The organism is Pseudarthrobacter sp. C4D7, assembly GCF_013359725.1.
In the GTDB taxonomy this organism is placed as follows: Bacteria; Actinomycetota; Actinomycetes; order Actinomycetales; family Micrococcaceae; genus Arthrobacter.
In genome coordinates, this window is sequence record NZ_JABFMW010000003.1 from 206,222 (window position 1) to 228,361 (window position 22,140).

The following is a 22,140-nucleotide window of genomic DNA, read 5'->3' on the forward strand; positions in this document are numbered from 1 at the left end:
AAAGACATCCCGTGACCCTTACAAGGAACTTCCCCAGCTTCCGGAATTTCAGGTGACCAGCGCCGACATCGAGGACGGTCAGACGCTTTCCCCGGCACAGCGCAGCGGCAAGATGGGCATTGAAGGCGGCCAGGACCGGTCCCCGCAGCTGTCGTGGTCAGGCTTTCCTGCCGAGACCAAGAGCTTTGCGGTCACCGTCCTGGACCCCGACGCGCCCACCGGAAGCGGTTTCTGGCACTGGGCTGCCTTTAACCTGCCGGCGTCCACCACCTCCCTGTCTTCCGGTGCAGCGGAGACCGGGCTTCCCGAGGGTGCTGTGCAGTTGGCGAACGACGCAGGCTTCCCCGGCTTCGTGGGCGCAGCGCCGCCCTCAGGCCACCGCGTGCACCACTACCACGTGGTTGTACACGCGCTGGATGTGGAGAAGCTCGACGTCCCCGCTGAAGCCAGCCCCGCCTACCTGGGGTTCAACATCTTTTCGCGCGGCATTGGCCGCGCACGGCTGGTCGGTACTTACGAGCAGCCCTGACCCCATTCCGCACGGTGCAGGTGCACGTCCGGTTCCGGGCGTGCACCTGCGAGTTTCACGTGGTGATGGACAGGGCAAGACCGCCGCCTACGACGCCGAGTGATCGCTCCCCGGAGTCCAGCCCAAGGCTGGCCCCAGCTTTCCGGCAATGTCGGTAAGGATCTGCACATAGTCCTCGTGGTCGAAGCTGAATGGCAGGGCGAACGCCACCTCGTCCACCTCCTGGAAGCCTGCGTGCGCGTAGAGCTGTTCAGCGATCTCCTCACTGGTGCCGATTAGGTCAGCCGCGAACATTATGCCCCTCGGCCCCTGCGGAGCAGCAGTGCGGGGAGTGCGTTCGTCGACATACCGCTGGTACTTCTCCCGCTGGGCAGGAGTCGCCGAGTCGGTGGGGATCACCACCAGGCCCTGGGACACCCGCGCCCCAGCATGCCCCGAAGCCAAAGCAGCCTCCCGGAACGCCCGGATCTGTGACTGCTGGACCAAGGCGAAGTCAGGCTCCTGGTCCTTGTCGGGGAAGATCACGCTGCTGGAGAGCAGGTTGAACCCATTCGAACCGGCCCAAACGGCTGACTTCGTGCTGCCAGCCCCATACCAAAGCCGGTCGCGCAGGCCGGGTGAATGCGGTTCCACCCGGTTGGAGAACTCCTCCACCACGCCCTGCTTGCCGGAAAACTCCCGTACCGGCTCCCCAGCAACCAAACGGGCAAACCGCTCCACCCGGGCGTAGCTGAAATCCTCCACATCCGCGGTGTCCGGGTACAGCTCGTGCTTCACGGTGTCGTACTGCATCGGCTCCCCTACGCTCACGCCCGGATTGATGCGTCCTCCGGCGAGCAGGTCCACCGTGGCCAGGTCCTCCGCCAGGCGCAGCGGGTTTTCCCAGCCCAGGGGCGTCACCGCAGTTCCAAGCTCAATCCGGGACGTGCGCTGGCTGGCCGCCGCCATCACCGCCACAGGGGACGAGATGCCGAACTGCAGGTGCCGGTGGCGCAGCCAGGCACTGTCGAACCCCAGCCGCTCCCCCAGCTCAATGATCTGCAGCGTGGACTCGTGGCCCGCGGCCGGATTGGCGGGATCGAACAGGCCAATAGTGAGGAATCCCAGCTTGCGCAGGGGACGATCGGGATGCGGCATCGGCTTCCTTCGAGGGCAAAGAGACGGGACTGGTTTCAGACTAGGCGGAAGCCGCTCAGATGAACCAGCAATCATTGACGCACATGACGGCATTATGGTTAGGCTCGCCAAGAGCCAGCGACGGCGCCGGCACGGGAGGAAAATATGTCACTGCAGGAAATCGAGTTCACGTCCGCCAACGGCCGCGACACCATCCAGGCCTGGGTCTACGAACCCATCGGGCAGCCCAAGGCCATCGTCCAGCTGATCCACGGGCTCGGCGAGCACTCCCGCCGCTACCTCCACCTCATCTCCACCCTGGTGGACTCGGGCTTCATCGTGGTGGCGGGCGACCACTCCGGGCACGGGCGCACGGCCATGCAGCAGGGCACCTGGGGCGACGCCGGCGAGGATGCCGCCAGCGTGGTGGTCGCCGATGAGGTCACCCTCCAGGCCAAGGCCAAAGAGGCGCTCCCCCAGCTCCCCTACGTGGTGTTCGGCCACAGCTGGGGATCCATGATCGCCCGCGGCATGGCCGTGGACCCGCAAACCGAGCTGTCCGGCCTGATCCTCTGCGGCATTGCCGCCCAGATGCGCGGCATCGAGAAAAGGATCAACCGGCCGGAACTGGCCCGGCTTGCCTCCGGCGAGCGCGGCGCCGATCCCGCGCCGCAGGAACTGGTGGCCCAGTTGTTCGACGGCTTCCTGGGCCGCTTCGGCGAAGGCGCCGGCCCCACCGCCTGGGTGGCACTGGACGCTGACGTGGTGGCCGACCACGGACGGGACCCGTTCAACAACTTCGGCGCACCGCTCAGCGCCCGGTTCCTGCAGGGCTTCGTGGACCTCTACGACCAGGTCACCAACGACGACTGGTACAAACAGCTCCCCGCCGAACTCCCCGTCCTGATCCTCGCCGGCGACCAGGACCCCGTGACCAACTACGGCGAAGGCGCCTACCACGTGGCCAACCGCCTGGCGGATTCGGGCCACGCGGACGTCCGCACCCGCGTCTTCCCCGGCGTCCGGCACGAGGTGCACAACGAACCCACCACCCGCGCCGAAACGGAACGCGAAACGGTCGAGTTCATCCAGCGCGTCACCCAGCGGCAGGATTCCCCCACACTGTCAGCTGCAGGCTGACGGTCACGGAGGAAAGCACCCCCGCGGAAGCGTACGATGGCGGCACCCACCCTGCCGCCGTCGTCGCGCCTTCCAGCACTCCCCCCGTACTTCTGCACGCCTACGGCACCCCCGCATACCCATCCACCAAATTGAAAAAGGGTAGGCCGCCTCGTTGACATGGCCTCAGCCCCGGCCACATGCTCAAACCCTGAACCACGTCGAGGCCAGCCTGGCTTACTAAGTGCCCGCACCACTCAAGCGGACCACACGCGGTGGTGCCCGTGCCGCCGTCCCCAGATCTTCATCACCCAGGTGGTGCACATGCCCGGACACGCAAAGCCATCCCTGCTCGCAGCACTGGCAGCCATGGCACTCTGTGCCGGCGGCTGCAGCTCATCGGGGCCGCCGGACGCGAAAGAGGCGCCCAGTCCCGCAGTGTCATCCAGCCCGAAACCGGCAACCAGCTCACCGGAACCGACTGCCCCAACTCAGACACCCACGGTCACGGCGACGGACGCGGCCAGCAGTCCCGGGCGTACGGATCCGGCACATTCCACGAGCTCCCAGGCTGGCAACCAGGGCGAGCCGGACTGGGACGGCGAATTTATCCAGGCAACGGCGAGGGCCACCCAAACCCAGGAGGCCTTCCCTGAGAACAGCGCCTCCAGCAGTGGGGTGCCGACGTTCTCCTCGGACTCATGCGCGCAGTCGACGGACCAGGATTGCCTGGACACCGTGGACGCCGCTCCGTTGGGGGCAGCGCCACCCCAGAGCCAGGTCACCGGGACGGGATACTCGTACACCGTGACGAGTTACGTGGACTGGATCATGACCGACCTTCACACGGAGTGGACCAAGTGGTTTGTCGAAAACAACTTTGCTGCACCAACGGTCTACTACAAGATCGTCCACGAGAAGGATCCCCCGTACGTCATGAGCTGCCCCGGCGGGCCGGCCTCCGTAGCCCATGATTATCCAAACGCCTTCTACTGCTCCTCGGATCCGTATTACAACCTTCGGGGCACAACGGAGGACGGGTTGATCGTCCTGCCCGTGACCACCTTGCAGCGCATGTGGACCGGGGACGTGTTGGGAACCGTCAGCAAGAAGGCCGGTGACTTTGCCGCTGCGATCATCATCGCCCACGAGTACGGCCATAACGTGCAGGACGAGCTGGCACTCCAGTGGGAGAAGTACTATCCGGGCAAAGTGCCCGGCATCACCGGTTCCAACAAGGAGGCCATCGCCGACTGCTTCGCCGGGGTGTGGATGAACACCACGTACTACGACGGAATTCTCGAGCCCGGGGATTTCGAGGAGGGCGTGGCGGCGCTCAACGCGGTGGGGGCAACCCAGCCGGGATCAACCCACCCCACCGCCGCGCAGCGGGAAGTTGCCCTGAAGCTGGGTTACAACAGCGGAGACCCGATGCAATGCGTCGACAGTTACTGGAAGTAGCGGCCGGCAAGACTCCAAACTCTCCGGCCGCGGTCAGGCCCGCCGCAGCTTCTGCACCCAGCCGGACAGACGTGCGAACGTGGGCCCTGCCGGTTCCGGAATGGTGGCCGGATCCGCGCCCGGCCGCCGCCGGCGCAACTCCAGGGCCAGGGCTTCCTGTCCGCGGGCCATGGCCCACCGGTGGTTCGCTGCAAAGGCCGGTTTGAGCAGCCAGCCCAGGCGCCGCAGCAGCGGTTTGGCGGCGCTGACCCGCCATTCGTACGTGACCACAGTCTCGGGTCCGTCCTGCTCGAACGTCCACCGCCCGGAGCCGTTGAGGTCGCCGCGCGCGGTGAGCGCGAATCCCTGTTCTGTGACGGGCTCGGTGAGGGTGAGCTGCCACGTAAGCGTGTACGGCAGCCAGCCCTTGGTGTGGAGGAAAACCGACCTGCCGGTCCCGTCCGGGCTGCCCGGATCCCGCGGCTCCACGGCCAGATACACGGAGGGCCACCAGCGGGGAAGAGTGCTGGCGTCGCCCAGGATGTCCACCACCTCGCGCGGTGTTCCGGCCACGCGCCAGACGGTCAGGAATTCGTAGTCGGTGCTGCTGGTCGAAACGCCGCCCATGGCTGCCTCCCCGGCAAGGGTGAATGGTTGCCCCACAGTACCCATGCCGCCGCGGGCCGCGCTAGATGGTCACGTTGAGCCCCGCCGTGTAGCCGGCAGCGGCGGACCCGGTCATCGTTGCCAGCTGGTAGATGCCGCCGTCGTCGCCAAACACGTTGTCCGACTTGAGCGTGGTGCGGGTCATGTTCGTGACGCTGCGCTCGTACCCGGCGGTGGCGTACACGTCGTCGCAGGCCGCCTGCGGCAGCGCGATCTGGGAGACAGCCAGGACCTGCCCGGCAGCCGTTGCGTTGTTCATGGACTCGAACACCTCGAAGTGGATGTGCGGCCAGCGCCCGGAGTAGGCGCCCGGGAAGATCGACGTGAACGTGACCTGCCCGATAGCATCGGCTTCCTGCACGCCCCGCAGGTAGTTCTCGTTCTTCAGGCTCGAGTCATACAGCGAGTATTTTCCGTCCCGGTCGCAATGCCAGGCATACACCGCGGCCCCGGCCATCGGTGTGCACCCGTTGGCGTTGTCCAGGAGGGTCAGGGTGAAAGTCAGCGGGATGCCCTCGGCCTTCGCGGAAGCAGTCCCGAAGCTCGACGTGATGTCCCGCCGCACCACCCCGGACGCTTCCAGGACGTTGGGACCGTTGGAGCCATCGCCGGGATAGGGGCCGGCGGTTTCCTGCGGGGTTTCCACGCCGCATTCAGCGATGGCCCTGGTCAGCGTCGGAGTGGCGGTGGCGGTGGTGGTGGCGTCCGTGGCCGTGGCCGTCGCGGAGGACGCGGCGGCCGTCGCCGTGGTTGCTGCCGGCGAGGCGGAGCCCGTGGTTGCGGCCGGCGTGCAGGCGGCAAGCGCGGCCACCGCACCGCCTGCACCGAGGAACAGTCCCAGGGACCGGCGGCTCACCAGGGTGTTCAGGTCGAACTCCAGCCCCCGGTCGTGGTCGGGGTGCGGCTGGTCAAGATCGGGCTGGCGGGGTGTGCGTGAAGTGGTCATGATGCAAGGAAACCGCACGGGGCTATGCTCTGGGCCGGTTCCTGCTGTGCCGTAGCTGTGCGTCCGGAGGGAGCCTGCTGCATGCCGGCCGTCAGAAAGGTACGACGGCGGCACCCGCCCGCCGCCGTCGTCGTCCGTTCCAGTGCAGCCGGCCCGGCACGCCGGGCAACAAAGAGCGAGGAGGGGCAGGCCCATTGGAGCCTGCCCCTCCTCTTGCACCGGCTGATGCCCTGCGCCCGACTTTCGGGTTTCCTGTTGCGATGGAGTATGCAGGAACATCTGCCGGCGGGCTTTTGGGGGACGTTGCCAGGCCGCTGGTGCGGCCTAAAGCGTCCGGGGATCCTCGGCGTACATCTTCAACCGGATAGCCAAGGCCTCCGTCATGTGGCGGGCGGCGATCTCCCCCGCGCGCTCGGCGTCGCCCTCGTCTATGGCAGCCAGCAGCTCTGTGTAGGCCGCCAGCACCGCCGGCCACCTGCCCGGGTAGGTCAGGGTGGTGAAGGAATACCGGCGCACCTGCTGGTCCAGCCGCTCCAGCAGGCTGATGAGCGAGGGGCTGTGGGTGGCGCGCCACAGCTGTGTGTGGAAGGTCCGGTTCGTCTCGGCGAGTAACTGCCCGTCTTCGACATCCAGGTGGTGCATCTTCAGCAGCAGCGCGTTGAGCGACCGCTTGTCCAGCAGTGTTGCCTTCGTGGCGGCCTTGGAAGCGGCGGCCTGCTCGAGGATGATCCGCGACTCGTAAATGTCGATGATCTCCTCAGCGGAGTGTGTGCGGACAACAACAGCCTTGCCGCGCCGTTCGAGCAGGCCGTCCTGTTCCAGCCGCTGGAGGGCTTCCCGCACGGGCGTTCTTGAAGCACCGTACCGCTCGGTGAGCTTCGCCTCCGTCAGCGGCTCGTCCGGTGCAAAGACGCTCGCCAGAACGTCCTCCCGAAGCCGTTGATGAATGGGAGTGGCCAATGCTTCCTCCTTCAGGCTGTTTCCGCATACCAATGTATACAATTGTACGCCGAAAGGGAATGGAGGCACTCAGCGGACGATAAATAGCGCTGATCCAAGCAGAAACGCCCGCCGTTTCCGCGTCAGGAAGCCTGCCCTTTGGCAATGGACTGGAACACTTTCGTCGCCTGCTGCGCTGCAGGGCTGAGACGCCTGCTGGCCAAGTGGGCAAGGAGGATCCGCCGCTTCGGGGAGCCGGCCAGCGGAACGGCCACGACGTCGGGCCGCAGGGCGGTCAGCGCGAGCTTCGGCGCCAGGGCGATGCCGATGCCCGCCGCCACCATGCCCTGGGTCTCCTGGTAATCGTTGGCCGCAAAGGCGATCCGCGGCTCGAACCCCGCATCGCGGCACACCCGGCTGAGGACGTCGGCCACGGGGTGCTCGTCGCGCACCACCCATTCCTGGTCGCTCAAGGAACCGATGCGGACCGAGCCCAGCCCTGCCGCCGGATGGTCCCGCGGTACCAGCAGCACCGTTGGGTCGTTCATCAGCCGTACCAGGGTCAGATCAGGATGGTCGATCTGCTGCCAGGGGTAGTCCCACAGCAAGGTGAGTTCGACTTCCCGCCGCCGCAGCCGCTCCAGCAGGCCGTCCCGGCGGGCGCTGACAACCGTCACTGCCACCTCGGGATGCTGCGCACGGAAGGCGAGGACAACATCCGGCATCAGCGACGCCCCAACCGTCGGAAAGGTCCCCAGCCGCAGCTGCCCCCGGCGAAGGCCCGCAAACTCGCCCATTTCCGCCCGCGCAGCTTCGACGGTCCTGTCGATATCCTCCGCGTAGTGCAGCAGGGCGTGCCCGGCCTCGGTGAGGACCACGCCCCGGGGATGGCGCTCGATGAGGACCACTCCCATCTCCTGCTCGAGTTTCGCGATCTGCTGCGAGACCGCGGAGGTGGTGAAGGACAGGGCGGCGGCAGCAGAGGTCAGGGAGCCGGACCGGCCCACTTCGCGGAGCACATGCAGCCGGTGCAGATCGAAGATTGCCATGGCTTGAGTTTAGCAAAAGTAGATAGTCGTCCATTTATTTTCGATTGTGCTGAACTCACTGATCCCTGATCGTAGAAGTACAAAGGCGCTGTGAAGTAGAGCACCTGCAAGCTACGAGGGAGAAATACAGTGGGACTCAAAGGACATTGGTACCGGGGCGGCACCAGCAAGTGCTGGCTCTTCGATGCCAGGGACGTGGCCCTCCACGCCCCCACCCGCGAGGACATCCCCGCACTGCTGTCAGCCGCCTTCGGCGCAGCGGACGCGCGGCAGCTGGACGGCGTGGGCGGCGGAACATCCACCACGTCGAAGGCTGCAGTCATCTGGGCAACCCCCGGCGCCGAGGCGCACCTCGACTACCTTTTCGCCCAGGTGGGAATCGGTGACCCCACCGTGGAGCTCAGTTCCAACTGCGGCAACTGCGCCACCGCCATTGCCCTGTTCGCCGTCCAGACGGGCATCGTTCCCGCCCGGGACGGCATGACCAAGGTCCGCATGCGCCACATCACCTCCGGCGCCGTGCTCAGCGGATCGGTGCCCACCCCCGGCGGCCACATTCCCAAGTCCGGCCTGGCCCGGGTCCCGGGCAGCAGTGCCGCCGGCGTTCCCGTCAGCCTCTCGTTCCACGGCCCCTGGGGCCAGAACACCGGAGCACTGCTGCCCACCGGCAACCCGGTGGACCAGCTGCAGGTCAACGGCAGGGCCCTGGACGCAACAATGGTGGACGCCGGCGCCCCCGCCGTGCTTCTCGCAGCCGACCAGGCCGGCGTCGACCTTTCCTCGATGACGGACAACCTCAGCGCCCAGCTGCCGGACCTTATCGCGGCACGGGCATCGGCCGGCCTCATCATGGGGCTGCGGAAGCCTGAGGATCCGCCGCAGAACGCTGTCCCGAAAGTCGGGGTTGTGGCGCCTGCCGGCGATTACACCGCCGCGGACGGAACAACCATCACCGCCGGCAGCCACGACGTGCGGGTGCGGATGCTGTCCATGCTCGCACCGCACCCGGCCATCGGCCTGACCTCAGCCGTGGCCGTTGCCCTGGCATCCTCGCTGCAGTCATCGGTCGTGGCCACCGCAGCAGCCCAAGCACCCTCCACCGGTACCGGAACCCCCCGCCTGCTGCGGATCGGGACCCCCGCCGGCGTGATCACCGCCGAAATCATCACCGATGACACCGGCGCCGTCAGCGAAGTGGCCCTCCACCGGGCAGCCCGCCACATCGCCACCGCAGACATCGACGTGGCCCCCGCCGCCGAACTGTCCGCCTAAAACCTCCATCTCCTTGCCCCGTCACCAGGGCCGCACCAAACAGGAAGTTGTTCAATGAAGATCAAATCCATCCTCGGACACCTCTATGTCCAGGTACTCATCGGAGTCGCGCTCGGCGTCGTTGTAGGCGCACTGTGGCCGGACCTCGGTTCGTCCCTCAAGCCCCTCGGCGACGGCTTCGTGAAACTCGTGAAGTTCATGATCGCCCCCATCGTGTTCTGCACCATCGTGGGAGGCATCACCTCCCTGCGGGACACCAAGAAGGTGGGCCCCACCCTGATCCGTTCGCTGGGCCTCTTCTACGCCCTGACCGCACTCGCCCTGGCCCTGGGCCTGGCCGCGGTGACGCTGTTCCAGCCCGGCGCCGGCATGCACATCGATCCCACCCACCTGGATACCTCGGTGGCGCAGAAGTACACCACGCAGCTGCCCAGCAGCAACCCCGTGGACTTCATCCTGAGCATCATCCCCACCACGTTCGTTGGCGCCTTCGCCGACGGTGAAGTCCTGCCCGTGCTGGTCATTGCCATGCTGTGCGGTTTCGCCTTCAGCAAGCTCGGGGCACCGGGCCAGCTGGCCCTGAAGGTGGTCAACAGCTTCAACAAGCTGCTCTTCATCATGTTCGGCTACATCATGAAGGTAGCTCCCCTGGGCGCCTTCGGGGCCATGGCCTTCACCGTGGGCAAGTACGGCGCCCACTCCATCGGCAACCTCGGCATGCTGATCCTTGCCTTCTACGCGGCCTGCATCGTCTTCGTGGTGGTGGGCCTGGGCATCCTGGCCAAGGTTACCGGCTTCAGCCTGTGGCAGATCCTGCGCTACTTCAAGGACGAATTCCTGATCGTCCTGGCCACCTCCTCCAGCGAACCGGTCCTGCCGCGCCTGCTGTCCAAGCTCGAGCGGATCGGCTGCGACCGCAGCGTTGTGGGCCTCGTGGTCCCCACCGGCTACTCCTTCAACCTGACCGGAACGGCCATCTACCTCACCCTCGCCTCCATGTTCATCGCCCAGGCCTGCGACATCCACCTCAGCTGGGGCCAGATCCTGCTGATGCTCGGCATGATGCTGCTGACCTCCAAGGGCGCGGCCGGCGTCACCGGCAGTGGTTTCGTAGCCCTGGTGGCCACCCTGACGGTCATGCCCACCCTGCCGGTGGCCGGTGTGGCCCTCATCGTTGGGATCGACCGCTTCATGAGCGAGGCCCGCGCCCTCACCAGCACGGTCTGCAACATCGTCTCCTGCGTGGCCATCGCCAAGTGGCAGGGTGAGCTGGACATGGCCAAGCTCCGCTCCGAACTCCAGGCGGGCTTCGTGCCCACCGAGGCGGAAAAGATCCAGCTGGCCGAACCGGCCCTGGCCCACTAACCGGCCGGCAGGCCACCACCCAACGTGTTTGCCCGGGATCCCAGCAGGGGTCCCGGGCAAACCCTTGCAAGGGGACTACTTCACCACCCCCACGGAAAGGACCGACATGAGTGAGCGCCCAACGGAGCAGGAAACCGCGGAAGACTGCGACGCCCGCACGTGCTTTTACTGCCAAAGCCCGGAAACCGACTAGCGGCCCGGCCGTCAGCCCCTTTCAGCACAGCAGGCCCTAGGCCCACTGCTCCCACACCGTCAGCTGCAAGCTAATGGTCCCGGGCGCGCCAGCCACGCCAGCACCAGCCTCCGCGGACGGGCCGACGGCGGCACCCACCCCGCCGCCGTCGTCGTCCCTTCCAGCGAGCCCGGTCCTCCCGGCAAAACCGCCCCGATCCGCAAAGTCAGCCCAGCGCATCAGGCCCGGACCTCCGCAAAGGCCCCGTCAGGCAGGCGTACCGGCAGCTCCAGCCCCAAATGTTCTCGGAGCGTGGCGCCCCGGTACTCCGTGGGGTACACGCCGCGTTCCTGCAGCTCCGGCACCAGGTGGTTCACGATGTCATCCAGCCCGCTGGGGACCAGCCACGGCGAGATGTTGAACCCGTCCACGGCGCCCACCCGCGCGTAGCCGGCCAGTTGGTCCGCCACCGCCGTGTAGGAGCCTGTGAAGGTGGCATCGGTCCGAGCGGTCTTGGAGGTGACAAACTGCCGGATGGACAGCCCCTTGTCCTTGGCCTCGGCCCGCCACTGGTCCGCCAGCTGCCGGGCCTTGGCGCCGTGGAAACCGCTGCCGCGGGTTTCGGATGTTTCCTCCACCACCGGGTCGATCTCCGGCAGCGGCCCGTCCGGATCGTAGGCGGAAAGCTCGCGGCCCCAGAACTGCTCCAGATAGGCAACCGCCTGCTGCGGGCCGATCTGCAGGCTCCGCACCCACTCCTTCTTCTCCGCCGCCTCGGCAGCGGTGGGCGCCAGGATGAACTCGCTGGCCGGCATGATCTGGACGGCGTTTGCCCCGCGCCCGGCGGCCAGGGACCGCTCCACGAGGTCCTTGCGGAACGCCACGGCATCATCGAACTTGGGGTGGGCGGAGAAGATGACGTCCGCCTGCCGGGCAGCGAAGTTCCGGCCTTCGGGCGAGTCTCCGGCCTGGAACAGCACCGGCCGGTACTGGGCGCTCCGCGGGAGCCGCGGCGTCACATCCACCGTGTAGTGCCGGCCCTCATGGTGCACCCGGCGGGCAGGGCCATCCGGCGTTTCCCACGAATCCCAGATCAGCTTGGCCGTTTCCACGAACGCCTCTGCATGCTTGTACCGGTCCGCGTGGTCCAGGTAGCCGCCGCGGCGGAAATTCGCCCCGGTCCAGGCGTTGTCCGTGGTCACGATGTTCCACGCCGCACGGCCGCCGGAAATCAGGTCCAGCGAGGCCAGCCGGTGGGCCAGGTCCGCAGGATCGTTGTACGTGGTGTTCTGGGTGGCCACCAGGCCAATGTTCTTTGTGACGGAAGCCAGGGCGGCCAGCATGGTCTGCGCATCCGGGCGGCCCACTACGTCCAGGGCGTGCGGGCGTCCCAGGTGTTCCCGCAGGCGCAGCCCTTCGCCCAGGAAGAACGCGGCGAAGAGCCCGCGCTCGGCGGTCTGGGCGACGCGGCGGAAGGATTCGAAGTCCGTCTGCGAGCCTGATTCCAGGGCCTTCCAGATGGTGCCGGAGTTGACGCCCTGGAAAAAGACGCCGAACTGGATCTGGCCGCTCGGCGTAAAGACGTCGGATTTAGCACGGGTGTGCTGTGTCATTGTTTTCCCCTACTTTCCGGCACCGGCAGGCGCAGCGGCAGTTGCGTAGCGGCTGGCCGGACGGTCCAGGCCCAGCAGTCCGCGGAAGGTGCCGTCCTGCACCACCGGGCGGAGTGCCCCGCGGCGGCGCAGTTCCGGCAGCACCAGGCGGCCAAGTTCCTCCAGGTCAACAAAGAGCGACGCCGGGTGCAGCCGCACGCCGTCGGCCTCCTTTAGAAGGTCGGCCAGGAAGTCGGTGAGGCCGGCTGCGGAACCTGCGTAAGCTGCCCGGCCGCCGTCGAACGATGCACCCCGCGCTGCCGCAGCCTGCCCGCGGGCGTCCAGCACGACCTCCAGCTCGGCAATCACGGAAACCGGGGCACCCACCCGGGCGCGCACGTCACGGACCTCGGCAGCCAGCAGTTCCGGGGTGGGTGCAGACACCAGCACGGCGTCCAGGGCATCCACGGCAACGGCATCCAGCAGCGACGCCGGGACCAGCACGGGCGGCTGCCCCTGCAGCGGCCGCGGGATGATGGATGGCCCCTTGACGGAGTAGCCGGCACCGGCAAAGCCGGCAGGCGTCTCGAAATCCGCGTAGTGCAGCTTGTCCACGTCGATGTATCGGCCGGTGGCGACGTCGCGGATCACGGCGTCGTCCTCCCAGGAATCCCAGAGCCGGCGGGATACCTCGATGGACGCTGCGGCCTCCTGTCCCAGCGCGGGGCCGGTGACGGAGGAACGGCCGACGGCGGCAGCGGCCTCCGGGGATTCAGCCGCAGTGACGATCCACCCGGCGCGGCCGCCGGAGACGTAGTCCAGGCTGGCCAGCTGCGTGGAAACGTGGAACGGCTCCGTATATACAGTGTCAATTTCGGGGACCAGGGCGATGGTCCGGGACACCGGCCCCGCGAACGCGGCCCGCTGCAGCGCGTTCGTCCGTCCCGGTCCGGGGGCGTCGGTGAAGGTGGCGGCGTGGAAGCCCGCGGACTCTGCTGCCAGCACTGCGCGGGTGAGGTCCGCGCCGTCCCAGCCGGCGCCGTCGAGCTCGATCGCCAGGAAGCCTGGCCGGGCGGCGTGTTCTGCTGTCATGATGCCTTTCCTGCCTGTGAGGGAGCGGCCGTAGCCTGTGCTGGGGCGTAGTAGTTTTCCGCTGTGATGGTTTTGGATTCGGGCAGTTCTTCCTCTGCCAGGCCCCAGCGTTCCAGGACCCTCCCGTAGGAGCCGTCCTTGATGACCTCGTTGAGGGCCTCGGAGATCACCGGAGCTAGCCCGTTACCACGCAGCGTGGTGGCGGCCACCAGGGTCTCGGACGGCCAGCCGGCATTGACCTTGCCCACCACTTTCAGGTCGTCACGGGTGTTCTCCCGGTACACGGTGGACGGGTACGGCGCGATGTTCAGGTCCGTCCGGCCGGAGGACAGCGCCAGGATGGTATCGGCGTCGGACGAGTAATACTGCAGCGTGGCCGGCGCCTTGCCCTTCGCCTCCAGTTCCTTGTTCCAGGCCAGCAGGATCTTCTCCTGGTTGGTGCCGGAGCCCACGGAAATCTTCAAGCCGGAAATGTCGTCTGCGCCCTTGATGTCGTAGGTGGCGGACTTCCTGGCCTCGAACCCCATGTACGCGGCCCGGTAGCTGGCAAAGTCGAACAGCTTCACCCGGTCCTTGTTCACGCCCACGTTGGAGAAGACGGCCTCAAAGTCGCCGGACTGGGTCTTCAGCGGCCAGTTCTCCCAGGACGTGACCTGGACGTCGAGTTCCAGGCCGAGTTTGTCGGCCACCAGCTGGGCGATGTCCAGCTCGGAGCCGATGGGGGTCTTGTCGTCAGTGGCGTGGAAGGACAGCGGGATGGACCCGGCGGTGGTGGCGACGGTGAGCTTGCCGTCCTTGCCGATCAGTTCCGGGACCTCGGCGGCGAGCGCGGGGTCTTTGTCCGCCCGGATCCGCTGCTGGTCCGGCGAGGTGTTGTAGACGACGCCGTTGCGGGCCGCCGTCGCCTGCGCCCCTCCGCTGGGGTTGCCGGCAGCGGAGGCGCCAGGGTCGGCGCAGCCGGCGAGCGCGGCTGCGCCAAGGAGTGCGGTGCCAAGGAGGACGACGGCGGGACGCGCCGCGGGTGCGCGGCGGCGGCCGCTGGTGGGGAGAGCCATGGGTGTTCCTTAGATGTTGAAGGCCGGTTCGAGCACCTTGGAGAAGAAGCTCCTGGTGCGCGGTTCCTGGGGGTTGCTGAAGATGTCCTGCGGGGTGCCCTGTTCCACGATCTGGCCCTGGTCCATGAACACCACGGTGTCCGCCACGTCGCGGGCGAAGCCCATCTCGTGGGTGACGACGATCAGGGTGGTGCCGGACGTGGCCAGTTCGCGGATAACGTCCAGGACCTCGTTGACCAGCTCCGGGTCGAGGGCGGAGGTGGGCTCGTCGAACAGCAGGATCTTGGGGTCCAGGGCCAGGGCGCGGGCAATCGCCACGCGCTGCTGCTGGCCGCCGGAGAGCTGGCGCGGGTAGGCGTCGGCCCGGTCCTTGAGGCCAACCCGGTCCAGCAGTTCCAGGCCGCGGCGGCGGGCTTCCGCCTTGGAGCGGCGCGCCTTGCCGGGTTGGTGCGCGACGACCGGCGCTTCCGCCACGTTCTCCAGCGCGGTCAGGTGCGGGAACAGGTTGAAGTTCTGGAACACCATGCCAATGTCGGTGCGCTGTTTCAGGATCTCCTTTTCCCGCAGTTCGTGCAGCCGGTCGCCGCGGACTTCGTAGCCCACCAGCCGGCCGTCGATGGTGATGTGGCCGCCGTCCACCTTCTCCAGGTGGTTGATGGTGCGCAGCAGGGTGGACTTGCCGGATCCGGAGGGGCCCACGATCACGGCTACTCCCCCGGGTTCCACGGTGAGGCTGACGCCTTTGAGGACTTCCGTGGGGCCGAAGGATTTGCGGACGCCGGTGATCTCCACCAGGCCGCGGGTGGCCGTGGGGGCGGTAAGGGTCTCAGTCATCAGAAGTTCCTCCGGGTGGGGACTGCCGCGTGGGTGGCGAAGAATTTGCGGGCCTTCTGCAGGGGCGTCAGCGGCAGGTTCCGCACCGCGCCCTTGGAGTAGTGCCGTTCGATGTAGTACTGGAAGACGCTCAGCACGGAGGTGATCACGATGTACCAGAGCGTGGCCACCAGCAGCAGCGGCAGGACCTGCTGCGTGCGGTTGTAGATGACCTGCACCGTGTAGAACAGCTCGGAGTAGGCCAGGACGTAGACGATCGAGGTGCCCTTGACCAGGCCGATGATCTCGTTGAACGCGGTGGGCAGGATGGCGCGCATGGCCTGCGGCAGGACGATCCGGGTGGAACGGCGCCAGGCCGGGATGCCCAGGGCGGCCGCGGCTTCCAGCTGGCCCTGGTCCACGGACAGGATGCCGCCGCGGATGATCTCCGCCGAGTACGCCGCCTGGTTCAGGGTCAACCCCAGCACTGCTGCCGCGAACTGGCTGATCAGTGTGGTGGTCTGGACCTCGAAGAAGCGGACATCGGTGAACGGGATCCCTAAGCTGATCTTCTCGTACAGGTAGCCCAGGTTGTACCAAAGAAGCATCTGGACCAGCAGCGGCGTGGACCGGAAGATCCAGGAGAAGGTCCAGGACACCGAGACCAGCAGGGGCGATGCGGACAGCCGCATGAGCGCCAGGATGAAGCCCAGCACGAACCCCAGGATGCCGGAGATGGCGGTCAGCTTCAGCGTTTCCACCAGGCCGTTGACCACGGACTGGGCGGTGAACCATTGGGCCACAACCCCCCACTCCCAGCGCGGATTGGTGGCCAGCGACCATGCCACGGCCAGGACGCCGAGCGCGACGACGGCGGTCCCCACCCAGCGCCACGGATGCTTTGCTGCCACCACCCGGTAGGACGAGTAGTCCGGGGCCTTCCGGGCGGCCGCCCCATCTTCGGGCCGCCGGGTTTTCGGTGGCGTTTCCGCCGGCGGTGCCGGCTGCGGCTGTTGTGACTGCGCCACGGTCGTTGCTGCTGAACTCATGTGCCACCTCGCTTCTCGTCGTGGGATCCGGACGGGCCGTTGCCCCGGGTGGGACCGTTCGGCCCCTTGCTGGCTGCAAATCTAGGACCGGCCGGAACGGGCCAGCAAGGCGGCCGGTTGCAATAGTTCACGGGGCTTCGTACGGCGTCATGAGTCGATTCTTTGCGTCCCGTAACGCGCCGTGACGCGGAGTTAACGGCCGTGACCAGGCGCTCGACCGCCGTCGTCACGGCTGCCTAGCATGGGCACTCAATCCCAGCCCCCACTGTCAGGAGCATCCATGCCAGCCACCATCCCGGCCATCGTCTTCATTGGCGGCGGACCGCGCACGGCCGGTGTGCTGGAACGGATAGCGGCCAACCGGCCTGACGTCTTCGCGGGCCCGCTGCAGATCCATGTGGTGGAGCCGCACGTCCCCGGTTCGGGCCGGATCTGGCGGTACGACCAGGACCCCGGCCTCCTGCTGAACTCCATGGCGGAGGACATCACCATGTTCACGGACGAGTCGGTGGACTGCGCCGGCCCCGCCGCCCCCGGCCCCGGTTTGGCCGAGTGGGCCGCAGGCGTCCTGGATGCCACCATCATCGACGTGCCGGACTTCCCGCAGCAGCTGTGGGACCAGCTCCGCGCGCTGACGGGCACCACCTTCCCCACCCGCCGGCTGCAGAGCCAGTACCTGGAGTGGTTCTTCCGCCGGGCCGCCAAGTCGCTGGGCCGCAGCGTGGCGGTGCACCGGACCACTGCCCTCGGCATTGCCGCTGTGGATGGCGGCCATGAGGTGCAGCTGGCCAATGGCCGGACGCTGCACGCAGACATTGTCGTCACCGCCCTGGGGCACACTGACTCCCGCCCGGACGCCGCCTCCGCCATGTTCGCGGACTTCGCCGCCCGGCACGGCGGCTACCACGCGGCACCCAGCTACACCACCGACGTCGACTATTCCCCCATCGCCGCCGGGCAGGACGTGATTGTCGCCGGGATGGGCCTGGCGTTTGTTGACCTGCTGGTCCTGCTCATGGAGGGGCGCGGCGGCAGGTTCCAGGAAACGGACGACGGCGGGCTGCGCTACCTTCCGTCCGGACGGGAACCACGGCTGTGGGCAGGGTCGCGCCGTGGGGTTCCGTACCACTCCAAGATTTCCGCACCCCTGCGCGGCCAGGCTCCGGGGCCGCTGCGGTTCTTCACTGCTGGTGCCGTGGACGCCCTCCTGGACGCCCACGGCGAACTGGACTTCCGGCAGCACCTCTGGCCGCTCATTGCCAAGGAAGCAGGCTACTGCTACTACCGCGAACTCCTCACGGGCAGCCCGGAACGCGCAGCCATGGAATGGGAAGTGTTTGCCGCCCGTTATGCGGGGGTGGACTGGTACAGCGGCGAGCGCACGGACCTCGTGGCGGCTGCCGTGCCGGACCCGGGCCTGCACCTGGACCTGGAGCGGCTGGACCGGCCCTTCGACGGTGTCCACTTTGCCGGCCACCAGGAGCTGCAGGACGCCGTGGCCGGGTATATAGAGCACGATCTCTCTTTACGGGACGGCCCGGACCATCCGGAAACCCTGGCCCTGTTCCTGGCCCTGCTGCATGTGTACATGGAGGTGGGACGCGTGGTTCCGGCGGAACGCCTCAATGCCCGCTCGCAGCAGGTCATCCACGGCTGGTGGCACGGCTTCTTCAGCTTCGTGGACTCCGGTCCACCGCCGCACCGCCTCCACCAGATGCTGGCGCTGCACCGCGCAGGGCTGCTGCAGTTCATCGGCCCCGGTCTGGAGGTATCCACCGACGACGCCAGCGGCACCTTCCGCGCCACGTCCCCACAGTCCGGCGTTTCGGTTTCCGCCACCGCGCTGATCGAGGCGCGGCTGCCGGCCACGTCGGTGGCCCGCTCCCTCAACCCGGTGCTTTCTTCGCTGCATGACGGCGGGCTGGGCAGCGAACAGCAACTGCTGACCTCGGACGGCATCCACTCCACCGGGAAGCTGCTGGTCTCGCCCGGGCACCACGTGGTGGACGCGGAGGGCCGGGCCCAGGCCACCCTGTTCGGCATCGGACCGGGAACATCCGGCTGGGGTGCCGGCGCCTTCGCCCGGCCCAACACAAACGCGGCGCCGTTCCGCGAAAACGATGCCCTGGCCCGGAGCATCCTCGGTGTTGCCCGGGACATTTCTTCCCCGGACTCCGCCACAATGAGTCCAGAACCAGCCGCTCACCAACCGGCACCCGCCGGAAAGAACTGACCCTGACAAGGAACCACCAGTGACCGCAGAACCCGGCCTCCAGCCCAAACCCCTTGATCCCGCCAGCCTCTCGGTCCTCAGCCTGCCCATGCACGATCCTCGGGTCCGGCCGCTCCTGGACGAGCTCGCGGTCGAATATGACACCCGGTATGGCGACTTGTTCGGACGGGGCGCTGCCACAGAGGAACTGGCCCGCTACCCCGCAGCGGAATTCGAGGGACCGGACGGCGCGCTCCTGATCGTCCAGGAGGACGGTGAGTCGATCGCCGGCGGCGCGTTCCGCCGGTACAACAGCACCACGGCGGAACTGAAGCGGATCTGGACCCACTCAGCCCACCGCCGTCGTGGTTTGGCCCGACTGGTCCTGGCCGAGCTCGAAGCCCTCGCCGCTGCCCGCGGCTACACCGGGCTGTATCTCACCACCGGGCCGCGCCAGCCGGAAGCCAAGCACCTCTACCTCAACACGGGCTACCAGGCGCAGTTCGACCTGGACGCGGACCCGGAAACCATCGGGCCGCTGGCCTTCACCAAGGAACTGCCCACCGTCCCACGGGACGCACGGGCGAACTGACCGGCCGGATGCCGCCGCATCAGGCGCACCCGCCGCTAAGCTAGCGCCATGGCCACCAAAACCACAGCAGAGAAGCTTGCCACCATCCAGCAGGGCTACACGCTGGAAGGCGCCACCATCGAACTGGGAGCCGCCATCATCGACGGCGAACTCCACAAAGACGCGCCGGTGCGGCTGCCGCTGGCCATGATGAACCGGCACGGGCTGGTGGCCGGCGCCACAGGCACCGGCAAGACCGTCACGCTGCACATGATGGCCGAACAGCTCTCCACGGCCGGCGTGCCCGTGTTCCTGGCCGACATCAAAGGCGACCTCTCCGGCCTGGCGACGGCCGCCGCCGGCAGCGACAAACTCAAGGCCCGCACCGACAGCATCGGCCAGGCGTGGTCAGGCAAGACGTTCCCCGTAGAGTTCCTGGCCCTGGGCGGCGACGGCAACGGGGTACCGGTCCGCGCCACGATCACCTCGTTCGGGCCCATCCTGCTCTCCCGGATCATGGAACTGAACGACACCCAGGAGTCCAGCCTGCAGCTGGTGTTCTACTTTGCGGACAAGAACGGCCTGGAGCTGATCGACCTCAAGGACCTCCGCGCCGTCATCCAGTTCCTCACCTCGGACGAGGGCAAGGACAAGCTGGAGGAACTCGGCGGCCTGTCCAAGGCCACCGCGGGCGTGATCCTGCGCGAAATCATCAACCTGGAGGCGCAGGGGCTGGAGAAGTTCTTCGGCGAACCCGAGTTCGATACGGCCGAGCTGCTGCGCACCGCCCCCGACGGCCGCGGCGTGGTCACCTGCCTGGAACTGCCCACCCTGCAGACCAAACCCATGCTGTTCTCCACGTTCCTGATGTGGCTGCTGGCGGACCTGTTCGAGGACCTCCCCGAAGCCGGCGACCTGGACAAGCCCAAGCTGGTGTTCTTCCTCGACGAAGCCCACCTGCTGTTCAACGGCGCCAGCAAAGCCTTCCTGGACGCCATCACCACCACGGTCCGGCTGATCCGGTCCAAGGGCGTGGGCATCTTCTTCGTCACCCAGACACCCAAGGATGTCCCCGCCGATGTCCTGGGCCAGCTGGCCAACCGGGTCCAGCACGCCCTGCGCGCGTTCACCCCCGAGGACGCCAAGGCACTCAAGGCCACCGTGTCCACGTTCCCGGTCAGCGACTACGACCTGGAAGAGACCCTGACCTCGGCCGGCATCGGTGAGGCTGTCATCACCGTCATGAACGAGAAGGGCGCACCCACCCCGGTGGCCCTCACCCGGCTGCGCGCCCCCGAATCCGACATGGGTCCCAGCGAGGACGCGCTGGTCCGGAGCACCGTGGCCGGTTCGGCGCTGCTGGGCAAATACGGGACCGCCGTGGACAACCCCTCCGCCTACGAGAAGCTCACCGGCAAAGCCGCGGCGTCCACGGGACCGGCAGCATCCGCACCTCCTGCCGGCGGAGCTCCCGCCAACGCCGGCGCTACCGGTGCTCCTGCCGCTCCTGGTGCGTATGACGTCGACGCCGAGGCCCGCCGGATCGAGGAAGAAATCCTGGGCCGGCCCAGCAGCAGGCCCGCGCAGGCGCCCCAACCGCAATACAGCGAGCCCCAGTATGACGAGCCACGGACACCCGAGCCGCGCCAGTCCCGGGCCAAGGCACCCCGGACGCGCCCATCGCAGCCCCGCCAGCCGGAGCCGCAGCCTGGCGGGATGATGGGCGACCTGGGTGGCGTCCTCGGTGGTGCCCTGGGCGGCGGGCTGAAGAGCATGGCCCGGTCCATGGGCACCCAGTTGGGCCGCGAACTGCTTCGCGGCGTGTTCGGAACGTCCTCCCGCCGCCGTCGCCGCTGACCTTGCCACCGGTGCCCCCGGGACTTCGCCGAGGCTCCTGATGGCCCGGATCCTGGCCGCCGCCGTCGGGCGTTACGTAGGGGGTGTGCGCCGGATTAGGGGGACGCCAACTTTAGAGTGCGTCCGCACTGACGTTACTGTGTAGAACGTGCAGATGAGTCAAGCGTTGGTGAGGATCGCGGCCGGATGGCTGCTGGGCCTCATGCTTGCCGTCGCCGGAGCCATCGTGGCCATCAACGTTGTGAACAACACCGTGGCCAGCCCGCAGCAGCCGGTCCGGGAGTACCTTGACGCGCTCCGGAGCGGGGATGGCGGGCGTGCGCTCGGACTCCTGCGGGCCGCGGTTCCGCCCAGCAACGCCGCCATGCTGGACGGCAGCGGGTTGCAGACCGCCGCCTCCCGGCTTTCGAACATCAGCATCGGGGACCCCCAGGAGCGCCCGGGCAACCAGGTGATGGTGCCCATGGAGTACACCATCGACGGCAGCCGGCTCCACAGTGAATTCCTGCTGCAGAAGACCGGCACCGAGTGGCTGTTCTTCAACACCTGGGCGTTCGTCCCGTCCCGGCTGCCCACCGTTGATATCACCGTGGTCAACGGCAATGAGGCCGTGGTGAACGGCATCCCGGTGAACATGCCCAATGGCCGCAATTCCTTCGCCGTGTTCTACCCCGGCGAGTACGAGGCTTCCCTGGACGGGCAATACTTCTCCGCACCGGCCACGCGCGCCACGGTCACGGCCAAGGACGCCCCGGTGGCGCCCCTGAACCTGCTGACCCAGGCCACGGACAAGCTGAAGGACGATGTTGCCGCCAAGGTCAGGGAATTCCTGGACGGCTGCGCTGCCGAGGCCGTCAAGGAACAGAAGCTCCAGCCCGACTGCCCGTTCTACTACGCCAGCAACAACCGGGTCCAGGACGGCAGCATCCGGTGGACTGTGACCAAGTACCCGGGCGTCTCGGTGGAGCCGTTCGACGGCCGGTGGGTGGTGTCACCGCTGGACGGCAAGGCCAAGGTTGAGGCACTCCAGCAGAACGCCTTCACCGGGGCCTGGTACCCGCTGGACGCCGAGGTGGACTTCAGCTTCACCACCCGCCTGGACGTCTCCGGTGACACGGTCAAGGTCACCCCGATGCTGAGTTTCTAGGCTTCTCCACTCTGGCCCAGGCCACTTTCCGCGTCACGGCCAGCACGCTTTCAGCAATGCTGGATGCCGCAGCCCTTGTTTTACCGGGCCGGCCCAACCCGCGCAGCCTGAAAGCCTGCTCCGCGTGACGCCGGCGCGG

The 22,140-nt window shown here is 67.4% G+C and carries 20 protein-coding genes; 9 read left to right on the forward strand and 11 right to left on the reverse strand.

The genetic code is table 11. The features are described from left to right. The first annotated feature begins 52 nt into the window (after nucleotides 1-52). Nucleotides 53-529: a YbhB/YbcL family Raf kinase inhibitor-like protein gene (locus tag HNO81_RS04470; RefSeq protein ID WP_175316926.1), complete on the forward strand. Its 477-nt coding sequence runs from the start codon at nucleotides 53-55 to the stop codon at nucleotides 527-529. Between the two features lie 87 nt (nucleotides 530-616). Here the strand turns inward: HNO81_RS04470 and HNO81_RS04475 are convergent, their stop codons facing one another. Then, nucleotides 617-1,666 carry an LLM class flavin-dependent oxidoreductase gene (locus HNO81_RS04475; protein ID WP_175316927.1) on the reverse strand — a complete coding sequence of 350 codons (1,050 nt, stop codon included), beginning with the start codon at nucleotides 1,664-1,666 and terminating at the stop codon, nucleotides 617-619. Nucleotides 1,667-1,810: 144 nt separating this feature from the next. On the opposite strand from HNO81_RS04475, the gene HNO81_RS04480 reads away from it, so the two are divergent. Then, nucleotides 1,811-2,785 (forward strand): alpha/beta fold hydrolase, encoded by a 975-nt coding sequence (locus tag HNO81_RS04480; protein ID WP_175316928.1) that lies wholly within the window; start codon nucleotides 1,811-1,813, stop codon nucleotides 2,783-2,785. 470 nt (nucleotides 2,786-3,255) lie between these two features. Here the strand turns inward: HNO81_RS04480 and HNO81_RS04485 are convergent, their stop codons facing one another. After that, complete coding sequence (locus HNO81_RS04485) at nucleotides 3,256-3,570, reverse strand: hypothetical protein (protein WP_175316929.1); 315 nt, start codon at nucleotides 3,568-3,570, stop codon at nucleotides 3,256-3,258. A 1-nt stretch (nucleotide 3,571) separates the two neighbouring features. Between HNO81_RS04485 and HNO81_RS20380 the strand changes: the two genes are divergently transcribed. Further along, nucleotides 3,572-4,225, forward strand: coding sequence for a neutral zinc metallopeptidase (locus tag HNO81_RS20380; RefSeq protein WP_175316930.1), 654 nt, complete (start codon nucleotides 3,572-3,574; stop codon nucleotides 4,223-4,225). Between the two features lie 33 nt (nucleotides 4,226-4,258). Here HNO81_RS20380 and HNO81_RS04495 read toward each other — a convergent pair whose 3' ends face one another. The 4 genes from HNO81_RS04495 to HNO81_RS04510 all read right to left on the reverse strand — a co-directional run bounded on the left by HNO81_RS04495 (nucleotide 4,259) and on the right by HNO81_RS04510 (nucleotide 7,804). Next, nucleotides 4,259-4,831, reverse strand: coding sequence for an SRPBCC family protein (locus HNO81_RS04495; protein ID WP_175316957.1), 573 nt, complete (start codon nucleotides 4,829-4,831; stop codon nucleotides 4,259-4,261). Between the two features lie 61 nt (nucleotides 4,832-4,892). Next, nucleotides 4,893-5,816, reverse strand: a complete 924-nt coding sequence (locus HNO81_RS04500) for an intradiol ring-cleavage dioxygenase (RefSeq protein WP_175316931.1) — start codon at nucleotides 5,814-5,816, stop codon at nucleotides 4,893-4,895. Between the two features lie 324 nt (nucleotides 5,817-6,140). Next, complete coding sequence (locus HNO81_RS04505) at nucleotides 6,141-6,776, reverse strand: GntR family transcriptional regulator (protein ID WP_175316932.1); 636 nt, start codon at nucleotides 6,774-6,776, stop codon at nucleotides 6,141-6,143. Between the two features lie 122 nt (nucleotides 6,777-6,898). After that, entirely contained in the window at nucleotides 6,899-7,804 is a 906-nt protein-coding gene (locus HNO81_RS04510) for a LysR family transcriptional regulator (RefSeq protein WP_175316933.1), read from the reverse strand. 129 nt (nucleotides 7,805-7,933) lie between these two features. Here HNO81_RS04510 and HNO81_RS04515 point away from each other — a divergent pair, with 129 nt between their 5' ends. Both HNO81_RS04515 and dctA read left to right on the forward strand, forming a co-directional pair. Beyond that, a complete protein-coding gene (locus HNO81_RS04515) occupies nucleotides 7,934-9,076 on the forward strand; it encodes a PrpF domain-containing protein (RefSeq protein ID WP_175316934.1) in 1,143 nt (380 codons plus the stop codon). Nucleotides 9,077-9,130: 54 nt separating this feature from the next. After that, nucleotides 9,131-10,441, forward strand: a complete 1,311-nt coding sequence (gene dctA, locus HNO81_RS04520) for a C4-dicarboxylate transporter DctA (protein ID WP_175316935.1) — start codon at nucleotides 9,131-9,133, stop codon at nucleotides 10,439-10,441. Between the two features lie 411 nt (nucleotides 10,442-10,852). Here the strand turns inward: dctA and HNO81_RS04525 are convergent, their stop codons facing one another. From HNO81_RS04525 to HNO81_RS04545, 5 genes are read right to left on the reverse strand one after another with little or no spacing between them, the layout of a single operon-like run. Then, the gene (locus tag HNO81_RS04525; RefSeq protein ID WP_175316936.1) at nucleotides 10,853-12,226 is read right to left on the reverse strand and encodes an NtaA/DmoA family FMN-dependent monooxygenase; all 1,374 of its coding nucleotides are present in this window, start codon (nucleotides 12,224-12,226) and stop codon (nucleotides 10,853-10,855) included. A 9-nt stretch (nucleotides 12,227-12,235) separates the two neighbouring features. Then, entirely contained in the window at nucleotides 12,236-13,297 is a 1,062-nt protein-coding gene (locus HNO81_RS04530) for an LLM class flavin-dependent oxidoreductase (RefSeq protein WP_175316937.1), read from the reverse strand. After that, the gene (locus tag HNO81_RS04535) at nucleotides 13,294-14,352 is read right to left on the reverse strand and encodes a transporter substrate-binding domain-containing protein (RefSeq protein WP_175316938.1); all 1,059 of its coding nucleotides are present in this window, start codon (nucleotides 14,350-14,352) and stop codon (nucleotides 13,294-13,296) included. The genes HNO81_RS04530 and HNO81_RS04535 overlap by 4 nt, the downstream gene beginning before the upstream one ends. Before the next feature lie 9 nt (nucleotides 14,353-14,361). Next, entirely contained in the window at nucleotides 14,362-15,186 is an 825-nt protein-coding gene (locus HNO81_RS04540) for an amino acid ABC transporter ATP-binding protein (RefSeq protein ID WP_305791418.1), read from the reverse strand. Continuing rightward, complete coding sequence (locus tag HNO81_RS04545) at nucleotides 15,186-16,214, reverse strand: amino acid ABC transporter permease (RefSeq protein WP_175316939.1); 1,029 nt, start codon at nucleotides 16,212-16,214, stop codon at nucleotides 15,186-15,188. Before HNO81_RS04545 ends, HNO81_RS04540 begins: the two co-directional genes overlap by 1 nt. A gap of 280 nt (nucleotides 16,215-16,494) precedes the next feature. Between HNO81_RS04545 and HNO81_RS04550 the strand changes: the two genes are divergently transcribed. The 4 genes from HNO81_RS04550 to HNO81_RS04565 all read left to right on the forward strand — a co-directional run bounded on the left by HNO81_RS04550 (nucleotide 16,495) and on the right by HNO81_RS04565 (nucleotide 22,001). After that, nucleotides 16,495-18,447 (forward strand): FAD/NAD(P)-binding domain-containing protein, encoded by a 1,953-nt coding sequence (locus tag HNO81_RS04550; protein WP_175316940.1) that lies wholly within the window; start codon nucleotides 16,495-16,497, stop codon nucleotides 18,445-18,447. Between the two features lie 19 nt (nucleotides 18,448-18,466). Continuing rightward, nucleotides 18,467-19,018 (forward strand): GNAT family N-acetyltransferase, encoded by a 552-nt coding sequence (locus HNO81_RS04555; protein WP_175316941.1) that lies wholly within the window; start codon nucleotides 18,467-18,469, stop codon nucleotides 19,016-19,018. 48 nt (nucleotides 19,019-19,066) lie between these two features. Next, on the forward strand, nucleotides 19,067-20,854 hold the full coding sequence (locus HNO81_RS04560; RefSeq protein WP_175316942.1) for a helicase HerA-like domain-containing protein: 1,788 nt from the start codon (nucleotides 19,067-19,069) through the stop codon (nucleotides 20,852-20,854). A gap of 154 nt (nucleotides 20,855-21,008) precedes the next feature. Next, on the forward strand, nucleotides 21,009-22,001 hold the full coding sequence (locus tag HNO81_RS04565) for a hypothetical protein (RefSeq protein ID WP_175316943.1): 993 nt from the start codon (nucleotides 21,009-21,011) through the stop codon (nucleotides 21,999-22,001). Nucleotides 22,002-22,140 lie beyond the last annotated feature (139 nt).

What these genes read in the sequence shown, in the direction of transcription:
- HNO81_RS04550 (WP_175316940.1), top strand. Translation starts at nt 16,495, where the DNA reads ATGCCAGCCACCATCCCGGCCATCGTCTTCATTGGCGGCGGACCGCGC.
- HNO81_RS04545 (WP_175316939.1), bottom strand. Translation starts at nt 16,214, where the DNA reads ATGAGTTCAGCAGCAACGACCGTGGCGCAGTCACAACAGCCGCAGCCG.
- HNO81_RS04540 (WP_305791418.1), bottom strand. Translation starts at nt 15,186, where the DNA reads ATGACTGAGACCCTTACCGCCCCCACGGCCACCCGCGGCCTGGTGGAG.
- HNO81_RS04475 (WP_175316927.1), bottom strand. Translation starts at nt 1,666, where the DNA reads ATGCCGCATCCCGATCGTCCCCTGCGCAAGCTGGGATTCCTCACTATT.
- HNO81_RS04565 (WP_175316943.1), top strand. Translation starts at nt 21,009, where the DNA reads ATGAGTCAAGCGTTGGTGAGGATCGCGGCCGGATGGCTGCTGGGCCTC.
- HNO81_RS04535 (WP_175316938.1), bottom strand. Translation starts at nt 14,352, where the DNA reads ATGGCTCTCCCCACCAGCGGCCGCCGCCGCGCACCCGCGGCGCGTCCC.
- dctA (WP_175316935.1), top strand. Translation starts at nt 9,131, where the DNA reads ATGAAGATCAAATCCATCCTCGGACACCTCTATGTCCAGGTACTCATC.
- HNO81_RS04510 (WP_175316933.1), bottom strand. Translation starts at nt 7,804, where the DNA reads ATGGCAATCTTCGATCTGCACCGGCTGCATGTGCTCCGCGAAGTGGGC.
- HNO81_RS04495 (WP_175316957.1), bottom strand. Translation starts at nt 4,831, where the DNA reads ATGGGCGGCGTTTCGACCAGCAGCACCGACTACGAATTCCTGACCGTC.
- HNO81_RS04480 (WP_175316928.1), top strand. Translation starts at nt 1,811, where the DNA reads ATGTCACTGCAGGAAATCGAGTTCACGTCCGCCAACGGCCGCGACACC.
- HNO81_RS04560 (WP_175316942.1), top strand. Translation starts at nt 19,067, where the DNA reads ATGGCCACCAAAACCACAGCAGAGAAGCTTGCCACCATCCAGCAGGGC.
- HNO81_RS04525 (WP_175316936.1), bottom strand. Translation starts at nt 12,226, where the DNA reads ATGACACAGCACACCCGTGCTAAATCCGACGTCTTTACGCCGAGCGGC.
- HNO81_RS04530 (WP_175316937.1), bottom strand. Translation starts at nt 13,297, where the DNA reads ATGACAGCAGAACACGCCGCCCGGCCAGGCTTCCTGGCGATCGAGCTC.
- HNO81_RS04500 (WP_175316931.1), bottom strand. Translation starts at nt 5,816, where the DNA reads ATGACCACTTCACGCACACCCCGCCAGCCCGATCTTGACCAGCCGCAC.